The organism is Oceanobacillus sp. E9 (assembly GCF_001741975.1).
Lineage (GTDB): Bacteria > Bacillota > Bacilli > Bacillales > Amphibacillaceae > Oceanobacillus > Oceanobacillus kimchii.
The window spans coordinates 1-13783 of sequence record NZ_LSNA01000007.1; the positions used below are offsets into that span (position 1 = coordinate 1).

16 protein-coding genes are annotated in these 13783 nt (G+C 32.0%); 9 read left to right on the plus strand and 7 right to left on the minus strand.

From position 1 onward, the window contains the following. The first annotated feature begins 248 nt into the window (after positions 1-248). Genes AQ616_RS09560 through AQ616_RS09570 form a run of 3 tightly spaced genes read left to right on the plus strand, consistent with a single transcriptional unit; the run spans position 249 to position 2317 of the window. Complete coding sequence (locus AQ616_RS09560) at positions 249-722, plus strand: hypothetical protein (protein ID WP_069685663.1); 474 nt, start codon at positions 249-251, stop codon at positions 720-722. Further along, positions 716-1348, plus strand: a complete 633-nt coding sequence (locus AQ616_RS09565) for a hypothetical protein (RefSeq protein ID WP_069685664.1) — start codon at positions 716-718, stop codon at positions 1346-1348. The genes AQ616_RS09560 and AQ616_RS09565 overlap by 7 nt, the downstream gene beginning before the upstream one ends. Before the next feature lie 21 nt (positions 1349-1369). Next, positions 1370-2317, plus strand: a complete 948-nt coding sequence (locus AQ616_RS09570) for a hypothetical protein (protein ID WP_069685665.1) — start codon at positions 1370-1372, stop codon at positions 2315-2317. A gap of 415 nt (positions 2318-2732) precedes the next feature. Here AQ616_RS09570 and AQ616_RS19620 read toward each other — a convergent pair whose 3' ends face one another. The 5 genes from AQ616_RS19620 to AQ616_RS09590 all read right to left on the minus strand — a co-directional run bounded on the left by AQ616_RS19620 (position 2733) and on the right by AQ616_RS09590 (position 4817). Continuing rightward, entirely contained in the window at positions 2733-2888 is a 156-nt protein-coding gene (locus AQ616_RS19620) for a hypothetical protein (RefSeq protein ID WP_168156642.1), read from the minus strand. Then, entirely contained in the window at positions 2881-3072 is a 192-nt protein-coding gene (locus AQ616_RS09575; RefSeq protein ID WP_069685666.1) for a hypothetical protein, read from the minus strand. The genes AQ616_RS19620 and AQ616_RS09575 overlap by 8 nt, the downstream gene beginning before the upstream one ends. Before the next feature lie 384 nt (positions 3073-3456). Beyond that, positions 3457-3891: a hypothetical protein gene (locus AQ616_RS09580; protein WP_069685667.1), complete on the minus strand. Its 435-nt coding sequence runs from the start codon at positions 3889-3891 to the stop codon at positions 3457-3459. 18 nt (positions 3892-3909) lie between these two features. Beyond that, on the minus strand, positions 3910-4302 hold the full coding sequence (locus AQ616_RS09585) for a YhjD family protein (RefSeq protein WP_069685668.1): 393 nt from the start codon (positions 4300-4302) through the stop codon (positions 3910-3912). Positions 4303-4604: 302 nt separating this feature from the next. Beyond that, positions 4605-4817, minus strand: a complete 213-nt coding sequence (locus AQ616_RS09590; RefSeq protein WP_069685669.1) for a helix-turn-helix domain-containing protein — start codon at positions 4815-4817, stop codon at positions 4605-4607. A gap of 191 nt (positions 4818-5008) precedes the next feature. On the opposite strand from AQ616_RS09590, the gene AQ616_RS09595 reads away from it, so the two are divergent. Genes AQ616_RS09595 through AQ616_RS09605 form a run of 3 tightly spaced genes read left to right on the plus strand, consistent with a single transcriptional unit; the run spans position 5009 to position 7026 of the window. Beyond that, the gene (locus AQ616_RS09595) at positions 5009-6133 is read left to right on the plus strand and encodes an FtsK/SpoIIIE domain-containing protein (RefSeq protein WP_069685670.1); all 1125 of its coding nucleotides are present in this window, start codon (positions 5009-5011) and stop codon (positions 6131-6133) included. Next, positions 6075-6671, plus strand: coding sequence for a replication-relaxation family protein (locus AQ616_RS09600; protein ID WP_069685671.1), 597 nt, complete (start codon positions 6075-6077; stop codon positions 6669-6671). The genes AQ616_RS09595 and AQ616_RS09600 overlap by 59 nt, the downstream gene beginning before the upstream one ends. Before the next feature lie 25 nt (positions 6672-6696). Next, the gene (locus AQ616_RS09605; RefSeq protein ID WP_069685672.1) at positions 6697-7026 is read left to right on the plus strand and encodes a hypothetical protein; all 330 of its coding nucleotides are present in this window, start codon (positions 6697-6699) and stop codon (positions 7024-7026) included. Positions 7027-7413: 387 nt separating this feature from the next. On the opposite strand, the gene AQ616_RS09610 is transcribed toward AQ616_RS09605, so the two are convergent. Both AQ616_RS09610 and AQ616_RS09615 read right to left on the minus strand, forming a co-directional pair. After that, a complete protein-coding gene (locus tag AQ616_RS09610; protein ID WP_017797492.1) occupies positions 7414-8643 on the minus strand; it encodes an MFS transporter in 1230 nt (409 codons plus the stop codon). Positions 8644-9421: 778 nt separating this feature from the next. Continuing rightward, positions 9422-9646 (minus strand): hypothetical protein, encoded by a 225-nt coding sequence (locus tag AQ616_RS09615; RefSeq protein ID WP_017797491.1) that lies wholly within the window; start codon positions 9644-9646, stop codon positions 9422-9424. A 307-nt stretch (positions 9647-9953) separates the two neighbouring features. Here AQ616_RS09615 and AQ616_RS09620 point away from each other — a divergent pair, with 307 nt between their 5' ends. The 3 genes from AQ616_RS09620 (at position 9954) to AQ616_RS09630 (ending at position 13752) form a co-directional block, all read left to right on the plus strand. Further along, positions 9954-11255, plus strand: a complete 1302-nt coding sequence (locus AQ616_RS09620; RefSeq protein WP_017797490.1) for a S8 family peptidase — start codon at positions 9954-9956, stop codon at positions 11253-11255. 255 nt (positions 11256-11510) lie between these two features. After that, on the plus strand, positions 11511-12338 hold the full coding sequence (locus AQ616_RS09625; RefSeq protein WP_017797489.1) for a sulfite exporter TauE/SafE family protein: 828 nt from the start codon (positions 11511-11513) through the stop codon (positions 12336-12338). A gap of 10 nt (positions 12339-12348) precedes the next feature. Then, positions 12349-13752, plus strand: a complete 1404-nt coding sequence (locus AQ616_RS09630; RefSeq protein ID WP_069685673.1) for a bifunctional metallophosphatase/5'-nucleotidase — start codon at positions 12349-12351, stop codon at positions 13750-13752. The last annotated feature ends 31 nt before the right edge of the window (positions 13753-13783 follow it).

The window sequence follows — 13783 nt, forward strand, 5'->3', positions numbered from 1 at the left end:
TTAGCGCAATCAGAAGCCTTAATGGATTGACTGGTGATATTATTCGGCCTGGTCAGAGGTTACGGGTAAGATAAATAAAACAAAAAGCCCTCCTAGTGGGGGCTTTTTTATGTAAAATTAAAGGAATTTATTATATTTTGTCGAAATAATAATTTAAGTTACAATATATTTTTAATACTTTAAAATAGAAGACTAACACTAATATTATTGTTATATTTAATTTAACTCCAAAAAAGGAGGTATAAATTATGGAGAGTCAAGCTAAATTATTTTTTAACTCAATACAACAAATCGAATTAATTACCTACAACTATTCACAAAATGAATATAGAAAAGTTTTAGAATATGCTTTTGAAAATAACTTAAAACAGATAATTTTTACTACGACAATATTTAAAAAGCTGATTGAAAAGACGTATGAAGCTGATTTATATCTAGCTGAAATTAATTTTATGGAATGCCTAGACGAACAAGAATTTACAGAGGTTAAAGATCTTATCTCTGAAATAAATGTTAATAAAAAGAAACGAATTTTTATCAATTTACTTGGTAAAGAATTAGAAAGATTTGCTAATAGTGAAAGTATAGATATAAAGTCTATTGTGATTTTTGACAAAGAAAAAAGGCAAAAGGTTGAGTTATATAATAATGGTGTAATTATAGGGGAGTTAGATGAAATGAAAAGAATTAAAGACTTAATATTATCGAGAATAATATGGTAATAATTAGTAAAATAGTCAAATATTTACTCCCTTTTGTTGCAGCAGTTTTTTCTTTTTACTTATTTAGAATTACAAATTGGTTAGAACCATTTGATAACATCTACGATGAAAATATAAAATGGGCTATCGATTTAGCATTTAATACTTCGTTATTCTATATTATATACGATATTTTTCAGTCTAAATTAACTCCTAATATATGTTACGAAATTAATATTTGCGATAAAAAAGGTCAAAATGAAATCGTTTTAAATAAACAAGAGGCAGAAAATGTTATTTCTGTACAGTGTAAGATTTCAATTAATAACCAAAAAATTAGAAAAGAATTTCCTAATACGCTCTTAATTAATTACCCTAAATGGATAACTCTTGAGATAGAATATGATCAGGATGTTGCAGATGCAATATACAATGATAAGGATAAGAACCAAATAAGTATTAATCCTAATTATCTAGTAAATCCCAATATAATAGATGATGGAACATATGATTTAAACTTAAAAATTGCTCCTAGCATAATTAGTAGTAAGAGCGGGCGGTTACAAGGGAGAATAGTGAATAATACTATTTGGAATAAAATGAATACACATAGTAATTTCAAAGATTATAAAATTAGTATAATGTAATTTTAAAAGGGGATATGGGTAATGGAAACTTTTTCAATATGGGATCTAAATAAAGAACAAAATTTTTTGGAAGTAATTAATACATATAAAACATATAAAAGTTGGGCTAACATTGAAACTGATCCATTTGATGGTGATAATCTTGAATTTTTAATCGATGTTAAAGAAGATGAAAATTACATTTATGAATTTAACAATAAAAATATCAGATTTGTAGAAGTGCAGTATAGAAGAGAGAAAGTATATTCAAAGGAAGCTAATAACCCACAAAGAGATAAACGTATTAAATTAACTGATATAACATTTTACGTATATGAATTTATGGGTAAAGTAAGATTTTTAGTTTTGAGAGGTAACAGTAGAAATACTTTAACCGCTCTAAGAGCAGCAACAAATTGCACTAAAAATAACGATATTACCAATGATGATTTAGAAATAAATGAAGATTTCTTTTATTGGGTTTTTCAAAGATACATGAATTTTAATGGCAAGGAGTTACACCACAAAACTAATATTTTTGTAGATGCGCTAACCGGCTATAGTGGATCTACAAGAGATTCAGTTAATGATATGTGGGGGAAAGGAAGTAGAATTTCAAAAATCCTTGTGACGCTAGCATTCCTATTTAATAACGATAGCTTGAAATCATTAACCCCAGATTTCAAGATTGATGATGAAAACTTAGAAGTTGAATTAACATTAAGTGGTACTTTTAAATTTAACATTGAAAGTCATATAGGTAAGTATTTCTTTGAAGCAGACGAGACTATAAAGAAAGCCAGTTTACTTTTGTTATTTGTCTTAGAAATATTTCCTAGTGTTAAGAAAGCTTATAATAATCATTTAGAGGATGAGACATGGGGGGTTGATCATCAATTGAATTTTATTGCAGGTATTGGTGCTGAGATACAAGATAGAGTTGAAGAGAAATTGACAGACATATCTTTACAATTGGAGAGAGAAGATTAATAATGAAGAGTAAACCCTGCATCCACGTGGACTACCATTATGTCCATAACTAGCCTTACTGGTTACCGTGATGCAGGTTTCTTCATTTTATCTTTACATATTATCAAATGTCTTTACATAAGAACACAATATACAGTAACATGTTATTAAGAGTTAACTTGTGGATGGGTTAACTCACAACGTGGTTCCCTAGTGATATTTTCACTAGGGGATTTTTATCTAAGGGTCTTGGGAAATTATTTAACGCTTAGCTTCGGCTAAGCCACATACAATTTTATTGACTTAAAAATATTAAAACCATTGAAAATAGAAAAAGATATAGATACAATGTACCTATGGTGTTTATTTCTAAAAATTCTTTTTTCTTCCCACTATTTTTAGTGGGACTTTTTTATTAAGATGTTATCCAAGTATTTTACAAATAACAAGCTTCCTCTGTTAGTTCATTCGCCTGTTCTTCACTGTGAGCAATAGCATGCAATTTCCATCCCATAGTCATTTTTTCAAAAGCTTCTTTTTCCCAGCACCAAATAGCATCATTTGAATTGTACATTACATAATATTTATTCATCGTTATCCTCCTTGAGATTATATTGTCGTTCTTCTAAAAGTATTTCAAGTTCTTCAATATCTTCTAATGTTGCTTGTTTTTTAATGAAATTTCGTGCAGTTGATCGGTTTCTTAAATACCTTGTGTGCTCTCTGTTCTTCTCTTGCCATTTTTTATTGGCTTTCGTCTGATTATTTTTATCCATAAAATCATGTTAGAAGGTCATTTATTTATTTTCTCTTTTTTAAAACTATAAATAATACACATAAAGAAATGATAAAAGAGGATAGTGCTAATATGAACGCCATATTGAAAACCCCTTTCTAAACTGTTATAGTAACAGTAAGGAGTTAGTGGCTCCTTACTGTTTTCGTTACCTATTCTTTATCCTTTTTGGATATTTTATAGGCAACTAATGCTGTAATAAGTGAAGCGGTAGCCGTGATTAACGTTGCTATCGCTTCTATTGTTTTAGTAAGACCTTCTAACACTTCCTCCCTCCTCTCTATACTTTAATTATACTATCGATAGTATATAATTGCAAGCATATTTTAATAATTATCAACTTTTTTCATTAAAAAAACCCCACTTAATCGGGGCTTTTTATAAGATTCTCATAATCTTTAATTATGTATTTAATTATTTCATTGTAATTGTCAAATAAAATTACACTATCTAATTCATCTTCATCAATTCCAACTGCCTCAATTTTTTGAAAAATCCCATCTATCTTTAAGACTCTTTTTATAATCTCTTCATCAAATAAATGTAAATTCTTAAATAGAATGTTTCTTGAGTTTTTCTCATATAATTTCCAAGCAAATTCTTTCTGTTCATAATGATGTGTCGGATATATAAGAGGTGAATATGCTTCTAAACGCAAAATTTCATTATATGCTCTTAATTTATCTGACCTTTCTTTCTTCAACTCATTGTCCTTATGATGTTTAGTTTGTGTAAGATAAGTAATTATACCACCTACCACAACCCCAATTAAAGGTAACACTGCATTCAAAAAATCCAAGTTTTTTCACCTCTTTGTTTATCTATTATCCTCTCTATCCACATCTGGTGGTATATACCTCGTTTCTAAAGATATATCCTTATGTTCAATCTCAATCATATTTTCTCCATACATATAAGACTGAATAACATTTTTTGTTCCTTCTCTTAATTCTTCTGATGAAAATTCTCTTTCTTCCTTATTAATAGTGTAAGTATTATTTGATACTTTTCGTATATCTAAATGGTATTTACTATACATATCGCTTTTCAGTTGTCGGAAATCTTTTTCAATGGCTTTAATTAATGATTCATGCAAATCTAAATAAGGAGGTACGATTTTAAATTTATCTTGATCGTATAATTTTTCGTTGTGTTTCAGTGTGTTAATCGCTAATGGCATACATATGTATTTTAGTACAAGATCATTCATTTAATCACCATCATCTTTTTTCTTTTTCTTTGAATCAAATAATCCTAGTGCTACTGCAACCGCGATTGCAATAACAATCCATGAACCTTCCATAACTATATACCTCCATTAATTATCTTCATAAGTTTAAAAATATAATACGATATCTATATGATAACTTCATAATTAAACATAACATAATATTAGAACAAATGTTTGCTTTTTGTCGAGATATATTGTAGTATAAATATTATACAAGCTAACTACTACCCCTTTTGTAGATTAGATGTGAATACGCCCCGTTATTGCAACGGGGTCTTTTTTTATACTTCAATATCATCCTCATAAGTGTATAGGTCGTCTACTTTACAGTTTAACACTTTAGCTAACATAAAGAGTTTTTCTACTGAAGGCATTCCTCGATTGTTAATCCATCTAGATAAAGCATTTTGACTTACTCCTAATTTACCTGCAATCCACTTTTTCTTATACCCACTTTTATCTATCCAGTAATCAATGTTACTTCTTATTTTCATATCATCACCTATGTATATAATTCTCCATTATTATTTCATTTCCTTCACCATATTAGTTTTATTTTTATGACACAAAAATGGAATCATTTTTAGAACTGATACATATAGATATATCAACAAACGAATATACGCACGAATAGGTAACACTACGAACACCAAAGCGTATATACGTACGAATAGGGGGTGCGAATATGGAATTACTTATAGGAGGGTGTTTGTCTGCTTTTACTCTTTATGCAGCTACAAAATGGAACAAATCAGATAAAGATAAAATTAAGCATACATTCCGCAATTTAAACTATAAAACAAAAGACTATGAACCGAAGCATTTTAAAACACATCGTACTGATGACTACACTTTATATAGCTACCATGTACCGCATGGACTTGTGGACGATGATAAATTACAGGTACTTGAAAAGGTATTAAATAAACCAGTTAAAATAACATTTGCTAAGACTAAGCTGCACATTAAAGTATATAAGAATCGAATACCAACTAATATTGCTTACAATTGGTTGAAATCAGATGGGTGGACTTTACCTATTGGTCAATCATTAGATGGTCCAGTAATGCATGATTTTGATAAGATACCACACATGACTATAGCAGGGATGACTAGACAGGGTAAAACTGTATTGTTAAAACTGATTTTATCTCATTTGATTTATTCTAATCCTGATGATGTGGAGTTTTACATTATTGATCTAAAAGGAGGATTGGAATTTAGTCAGCATAATTACAAGCAAGTCAAAAAGGTGGCGAGTAGTCCATTACAAGCCTATGACTTATTAAAGGACTTATCAGTAGATATTGAATTAGATATGGCTCATTTCAAGCAAAAAGGATATAACAATGTATTGAATACCAATATCAAGCGCAGAAAATTTATTATTGTGGATGAGGGAGCAGAGCTATTACCGCATAAATTTATGGATAAAGAGGTACGGAAAAAGATGGATTACTGCCAATACGCTATATCCAATATAGCAAGGGTGTCTGGTGCGTTAGGTTATTGTTTAGTGTTTGCTACTCAATATCCAACTGCTGATACTTTACCACGTCAAATAAAGCAAAATGCGGACTGTAAAATAAGTTTTCGTGTACCTACAGAGTTGGCTTCAAGAATATCCATTGATGAACAAGGTGCACAAGATATTAATGTTAAAGGAAGGGCAATATATCGTACTTCTGATAAACAATTAATTCAAGTGCCATATGTAAGTGACAATGAGATAAAAGGGAGGTTTAAGGAATATGTTAGCTCAACTACAAAGACAGCAGAGAGACGAACAGATACTGTTGAGTTTGGATAAATTGACGTATGCCACAAGAGAACAATTACAAATCATAAATAATCTTGGTGGTGATCGTAATGCACAACGCATACTTGCCAGGATGGAAAAAGATAAATTATTACTATCTGCACGACTGGAAAAGAAAATATATTATCTGTCCAATAGAGGTAAGCAATTAATCGGTTCAAATCAAGGACAATTAAATAAGAAGGAAGTCGCCCACGCATTAATGCGTAATGATCTTTATATTAAGTTAGGGATGCCTAAAGATTGGAAGAAAGAACGTCCTGTTACCTGGGGTGAAAATAAACTAATACCAGATGCAACATTTAAACGAAATGGAGAGTTTTACTTCATTGAAATAGATAATCAACAGACCATGTCCACTAATAAAGATAAGATACTAAAGTACAAAGATCTCTCATATGTCATTCACCAACAATACAACCATAGACCAACATTGATATGGTATACATTATCATTAACTCGTAAAAAAAGGTTAAAAGAACTTTGTGAAAAGTCGTCCATCAAATATGAAATATATGGTAACATGTAGGTAAAAAGATATGGAGGGGAATTAGTTGAATAAAATAGCAACTACTTTATTTGTAGTAGGTGGATTAGCGATACTAGGTGGAATTGTTTTAGGATTTATATCTTATGAAACTCCGCTAGCTGGTTATGATTATTTAACGGAAAAGAACTATACAGTATTATTTACTTGGATCGGTGCAGGAATAATTAGTGGGATTATGATGTTTGGATTTGCTGAAATTATTCGTTTGTTACAAGTTCAAAAAGATACATTAATGAAATTAACCGGTGATAACCATCAAGAAGTTGCGAGCCAAAAAGAAAAGGGTAAGTTTGGTAAGTTTATGGATGAAGTGGAGAATGCAAGAAATAATTAAGAGAAAATTGATTTATGATAACTAAAATGATAACGATATATTTCTAATTTCCAATTCAATCAATTTCATAAATTGCAGAAATGTTGATTTAACTGCATTAACATCATATAAAATCAACGATTTCCCTATATGATAATAGAAATGGAAGGTTCTATTGGTTAATAAGCCACCCTTTGTATGGGGATGATGAAAGAATTAAATATGAGGATTTTGAAACATGCTGATTTTGTTTTGGTTCAGAATACCTCTTTCAGGTTGAAGGCGAACTTTTCTAGTTCGTCTTCTTTTATTTGGTCTGGGTTTTATAGATATTATTGGTTAGTATTTATTTCTTTTATAATTAATAGAATTATTCGGTAATCATAGTTTAGTTTATTTCTACATAGGTTAATCAATTTTAACTTTTCGAATAGGTGAGAGAAAAAGCCAAATTGCACAAATTGCTAATCCGGTTGCGGATATCCCTAAAACATTACGTGAACCAAATTCATCAGCAATGAACCCACCTAAAGGAGCACCTATAATAATCATGCTACGGTTAATAGACCGCATAGTTGTATTCATTCGTCCTTGTAATCGTAATGGGGTTATAGATTGTCTGTAACCCATCTCGTTTGGACCTTCTATACCCATAGCTATACCATATATAAATTGTCCAATCATAAGTAATATAATTGTACCCGTGACCATATTTGCTTGAACAGACTGCGCTGAAATAATTAGAATAACTGCAGGGAAATAGAGTATACGGGCTAGAGATATTGCTTTCCCCACACCTAATTTAATACCAATATAAGGAGCATAAGTTGCCCCAACTACAGCTCCAATTCCTGCAGAGGCTAATGTAACGCCAAGAATAAAAGAATTTAACCCTAGCTCAAGTAGTACATAAGTAATGAAGACAGTTGTTGACATGCTATGGAAAAGAAACCAAATATGTGTATTTAAGGCTAGTATTCGTAGAAATTTGTGTCCGTAAACCCAACTTATACCTTCCCTTAATAATTGATTGAAGGTTAGAGTGGAAACAGAACTGATTGGTTTAGGAGGATGTTTAATGAAAGATATAATAATACCTGAAAGAAAGTAAGATGCAGAATTAATTATAAGTGTAAATGGTGCAGTTATTAAAGACGTTATCCAACCCGCTAACGCTGGTCCACTAGTTTCGGCTACTGCTCCACTTTGCTCTAAACGAGCGTTTGCCCTTGTTAATAGCTGTCGAGGAACTAGTTGAGGTAGAAATGATTGGTATGCTGAATCGTTAAAAATGGAAAGAATTCCAAACAAAATCATTATTGAATAGATAGTTATCATATTGAGCATATCAAAGCTGTACAGTAAGAAAATAAGTATTAATAGGATACCACGACAGATATCTGTAGTTGCAATAACCAATTGTCGATTGGTTCTATCAATTAATACACCTATTATTAATCCCAAAAAAACATATGGTAGCCACCTAGAGGCATTTATCCAACCAACATCTATAGCAGAACCTTCTAAATGCACAACAATTAAAACTTGTAACACAAATGTAGTAACATATGTTCCAAAATAAGTACTGGTTGAAGCAATCCAAAAAGCATTGAATCCGTTTACTGAACTAAGTTTCATCTATTTTTTCATTCCCCTATAATTTTATATAACCCCAAATACTCGTACCGTATTCTGGTACAGTTTTTTAATTTATTATGCTAATTTCCTTTTATTACAATTTGATACACTTTGGAATATGTAATTAATCAAGTTCGATATGGAAGTATCAAACGGTTTAGTTAAATACAAAATTCAGGTACATTGTAAATTATATTTGGATTTTGAATATCTATTCTATCTTGATTTATTTATACTAACTCTATAAACCAAAACTGCATTGGAAATCCAAAAAAGTGTTGAATAGACGTGCTCTATAAACTAAAACTACATTGGGAATCCGATAAAGTGTTGAATAGACGTGCTCTATAAACCAAAACTGCATTGGAAATCCAAAAAAGTGTTGAATAGACGTGCTCTATAAACTAAAACTGCATTGGAAATCCGATAAAGTGTTGAATAGACATGCTCTATAAACCAAAACTACATTGGGAATCCAAAAAAGTGTTGAATAGACGTGCTCTATAAACTAAAACTGCATTGGAAATCCGATAAAGTGTTGAATAGACATGCTCTATAAACCAAAACTACATTGGGAATCCGATAAAGTGTTGAATAGACGTGCTCTATAAACTAAACTAGCTTCAGAAATCGATGAAACTAGTGAATAGTTCCCATTCTCAGGATCTAGGTTATTATTTATGTACAATTTATTGCGGATAAATTGAATCTAACTTCTTTTTTCTATAAATTAAAAATATTTCAGTTAATGATGATTTAAAGTGATAAAATACTGCGATTACCCAAAAAGATCTTGAAACGTTAATGTGATTAGAATAATACTTATTAATCCCCAACCGAACACTCCTACTATCCACCATATAACGGAATTGGTTACTTTTGTAACATTTTGATCTACTACATTTGATTTTATAAAGGCTATTTTATTTTCCATGCTCTTTTTCGTTGAAATGAGGACACAAAAACCAATTAAAATAAAACCAATAGAAAGCCAAATTAACATTTTCTATAACCATCCTTTTTACTTTATTTATCCTAATTTTAAAGCAACATCATCTTAAGTCAATTGTCTATAAACCTAACTAACTCTTTAATACTCAACAGTTGGCAAAATATGAACTCAATTCTTTCTTCATTATCAGCCAGCTATTATATTCCTTTATAAGCATATTTTTATGTTATACCCCCCATAAAACAAGCAATTGTATGCTAGATATCTACCTCTTTTTCTATTTTTTATACTATTTCACTACTCCCTCTTTACAAGATTTGCGTACATTATCGTAAATCAACGAGAGGGAGAATTCCATATGTTAAATTTTTCAATGATTAATTTGGTTCGTCGTAATGGTAAAAAGATGGACAAAGGCATCAGACAAGAGATGGTGAATTTTTATAAACCGTTTCGTTATATTCCTTGTTTCTTACAAAGTCCCATAGAACGAGTTAGAAAGAAAACAAAAAAATTACCTGTTGTCATTAAGTTTAAACCCGACAATTTTACTAGCGGATTACATGAAGTGAAAAATACCAAATATAAAACGCTTCGTGAATTTCATTCCATTTCCTGTTGTTCAGCTAAGTTTTCTGCAGAAAAGATTGAGCATTTAATTGAAAACTGTAATCATATTGAGAAAATCTATTATGATAGGAAAGTTTTTTCTTTATTAGATACTGCTTCATCTTCAGTAAATGCAGATGTTTTAAAGGATAATGGATTGACAGGTGAGGGTTCTACCATTGCAGTTATCGATACTGGGATACACCCACATGAAGATTTAGAAGGGCGTATCATTGGGTTTGCAGATTTTGTAAAGGGTCAAACAAATCCTTATGATGATAATGGGCATGGGACACATTGTGCTGGAGATGCTGCTGGTAATGGTGCATTATCGGATGGACAGTATCAGGGTCCAGCATCAGAAGCAAATTTAGTCGGTGTAAAAGTATTAAACAAAATGGGTTCAGGGTCATTATCTACGGTTATAGAAGGTATTGATTGGTGCATTCAGAACCAGTCTAAATATAATATAAATATTCTTTCTCTATCACTTGGTTCAGATGCTACTGAGCCTGCTGAAGATGATCCTGTTGTTAATGCTGTTGAAACAGCTTGGGATAATGGAATGGTAGTATGTGTTGCTGCTGGTAACTCTGGCCCCGGGGAAAAGACTATTGGAAGTCCGGGTATAAGTCCAAAAGTCATTACTGTTGGTGCTGCAGATGATAGTAATACAGCTGAGCGTTCTGACGATTCAGTGGCTGAGTTTTCAAGCAGGGGGCCTACCATTGACGGGTTAACAAAACCAGATTTATTAACTCCTGGCGTAGATATTGTATCCTTACGAGCGCCAAGTTCTTTCATTGATAAAACGAATAAATCAGCTCGTGTAGATGGAAATTATATCTCTCTATCTGGTACTTCCATGGCAACACCAATATGTGCTGGGATAGTTGCTCAATTACTTCAAAGTGATTCTAGCTTAACTCCCGATCAAGTAAAAGAAAAACTAATGGCTGCCTGTGAAGATTTGGGACAATCTCCTAATGTACAGGGAGCAGGCTATTTAAATGCAGCAAATCTACTCAATCAGGAGGAAGCGAAAGTATAATGTGAATTATAGCTTCTGTGATGGAATACTACAGCTTCTATTATTCATCAAAGCATATGTACACTGGAATTAACGATTATCTTTATTTTATACTTGTAATGGGTTAATAGATAAGAATGAAACACAGAATGCATGATATCTTTCATTAGATTTCATGCATTTTTAATATTGATGATCATTTTCAATTCGCACTATTACGTTAAATCCGTATACCTATGATATGATAAAGGAAAAATAATGAAGGAGACGGTAGAAATGGTTGTGGCTATAATCTGTTTTATTATCGCTGTTCTAGCGGCCTTTATTGGTTCATTAGTAGGCCTGGGGGGTGGAATTGTTCTTATTCCATTACTATTACTTTCCAGCCAATACATTACTGGTTTTGAGTGGGTAAGTCCACAATCGGTAGTTGCGATGTCTTTAGTTGTAATGGTTTTTACTGGAATTTCTTCGGTACTTTCTTATGCAAAGCAAAAGCAAGTTGACTTTTATGCAGGTAGTATCTTTCTGGCTGGTAGTATTCCAGGTAGTATGTTTGGAGCATGGTTAAATCAATTTGTAAATACGGATGGTTTCTATCTTTATTTTGGTATGTTAATCATAGTTATATCTATCATAATGAGCCTAAGAAACAAAGCCTCTAAACTAAGACGTAATGTAGACATTCATGAGCCAGGTGTCAGAAGTTTTGAGTTAAAAGGAGAAGTTTACATATATAAATTATCTTTCATATCTGCAATTAGCATTGCTTTATTTGTAGGAATGTTGTCTGGTTTATTCGGAATAGGCGGAGGAGCAATAATGGTGCCGGTTATGATGTTATTATTTGGATTTCCAGCACATTTGGCCGCTGCAACTTCCATGTTCATGATTATATTTGTTAGTTTCATGGGTTCGATCACACATATATATTTAGGGAATGTTGTTTGGGAGTATGTGCTTTTCTTTATACCTGGAGCATGGATAGGTGGTAAACTTGGAGCAAAGGTAAACCATTTTTTATCAAACAATGTACTAGAGTTAGTATTAAAGATTATGCTAATTTTAGTTGGTATACGAATGATCATGCAAGGCATTGGTTAGGAGAGTATAAATGTCAAAAGAACAGTTAACGTTTTACTTTACAAATGATCTACATAGTCATTTTTTACAATGGCCAAAAGTAGCGGCGTATTTACTTCACAAACAAGAAATACATAAAGAGAATCGAGATATTTTTTGGACGGTGGATATAGGAGATCACGTTGATCGTTCCCACCCGATAACGGAAGCAAGCCGTGGTAAAGCAAATATAGATTTACTTAATCAATTAAATTACGATGTCGTAACACTAGGAAACAATGAGGGGATCACTTTGTCCCATGATGAATTATATCATCTGTATGATCATGCTAATTTTTCAGTAGTATGTTCTAATCTAGAAAGTTTGGACGGTCAATTACCAGCGTGGTTGAAACGCACGGAAATTAAGGAAACAGCTAGCGGTATTAAGGTCGGTTTTTTAGGTCTTACTGCTCCGTTTAATGCTTTTTATGAGCTTTTGGATTGGCATATTGATAATGAATTTGATGTGTTAGACCGTTATATAAATGAATTAGAAAAAGAAACAGACATTATAGTACTGCTGTCTCATTTAGGAATTAGTGTTGATCAAGAAATTGCTAGAAGATATCCTGCTGTCGACATAATAATGGGTGGACATACTCATCATTTATTAGAAAAGGGAGAGATGGTTAATCATACGTTAATTACAGCAGCTGGGAAACACTGCTTTTACGTAGGGGAAGTCACTGTAGAATGGAATCATGAGGAGAATCGTATTACGAAGCTTAACGGTTATGCAGTAGATCTTCGTGATACAATTCCAGATTTACATACAGAACAATATATACAAACACTATTTGATCAATCGAGGAAGTATCTAGATAATGTAATTGTCAAAGCAAACAAACCCATTGAAGTGAAATGGTTTGCTAATACACCAATCATTCAAAGTCTGACGACCACGTTAAGGAAATGGACAAAAGCGGATTGTGCCATGTTAAATGCAGGAGTATTGTTGGAAAGCCTTCCTGCCGGTCCCATTACATATGGGGATATCCATCGTATTTGTCCTCATCCGATTAATCCTGTTTTAGTTGATTTAAAAGGCGATGAACTTATAGAGGTAATACGAGCATCTTTATCTACGGATTTTACAGAATTAAAGCTAAAAGGGTTTGGATTTCGCGGTGAAATTCTAGGAAAAATGATATTCTCTGGTTTAGATGTTATAACAGATTTTCATCGTAATGGTGGTGAATATGTAAAAGCGGTTTATGAACAAAATGGAAAACAGATTGATCCAGACAAAACCTACTATGTAGCTACTGCGGATACATTTACATTTGGGAGGTTATTACCAGAAATTGCAAAATCAACTACCAAGCAATATTTCGTACCTGAATTTTTAAGAGATCTTCTTGCAGAAACTTTAATACAGCAATATCCCTCTTAGAATGTGACGCTTTTTATGCCTCCTGCATACA

Coding starts and splice junctions, on each gene's coding strand:
- AQ616_RS09560 (WP_069685663.1), top strand. CDS start 249: ATGGAGAGTCAAGCTAAATTATTTTTTAACTCAATACAACAAATCGAA.
- AQ616_RS09565 (WP_069685664.1), top strand. CDS start 716: ATGGTAATAATTAGTAAAATAGTCAAATATTTACTCCCTTTTGTTGCA.
- AQ616_RS09570 (WP_069685665.1), top strand. CDS start 1,370: ATGGAAACTTTTTCAATATGGGATCTAAATAAAGAACAAAATTTTTTG.
- AQ616_RS19620 (WP_168156642.1), bottom strand. CDS start 2,888: ATGAATAAATATTATGTAATGTACAATTCAAATGATGCTATTTGGTGC.
- AQ616_RS09575 (WP_069685666.1), bottom strand. CDS start 3,072: ATGGATAAAAATAATCAGACGAAAGCCAATAAAAAATGGCAAGAGAAG.
- AQ616_RS09585 (WP_069685668.1), bottom strand. CDS start 4,302: ATGAATGATCTTGTACTAAAATACATATGTATGCCATTAGCGATTAAC.
- AQ616_RS09590 (WP_069685669.1), bottom strand. CDS start 4,817: ATGAAAATAAGAAGTAACATTGATTACTGGATAGATAAAAGTGGGTAT.
- AQ616_RS09595 (WP_069685670.1), top strand. CDS start 5,009: ATGGAATTACTTATAGGAGGGTGTTTGTCTGCTTTTACTCTTTATGCA.
- AQ616_RS09600 (WP_069685671.1), top strand. CDS start 6,075: ATGTTAGCTCAACTACAAAGACAGCAGAGAGACGAACAGATACTGTTG.
- AQ616_RS09610 (WP_017797492.1), bottom strand. CDS start 8,643: ATGAAACTTAGTTCAGTAAACGGATTCAATGCTTTTTGGATTGCTTCA.
- AQ616_RS09615 (WP_017797491.1), bottom strand. CDS start 9,646: ATGTTAATTTGGCTTTCTATTGGTTTTATTTTAATTGGTTTTTGTGTC.
- AQ616_RS09620 (WP_017797490.1), top strand. CDS start 9,954: ATGTTAAATTTTTCAATGATTAATTTGGTTCGTCGTAATGGTAAAAAG.
- AQ616_RS09625 (WP_017797489.1), top strand. CDS start 11,511: ATGGTTGTGGCTATAATCTGTTTTATTATCGCTGTTCTAGCGGCCTTT.
- AQ616_RS09630 (WP_069685673.1), top strand. CDS start 12,349: ATGTCAAAAGAACAGTTAACGTTTTACTTTACAAATGATCTACATAGT.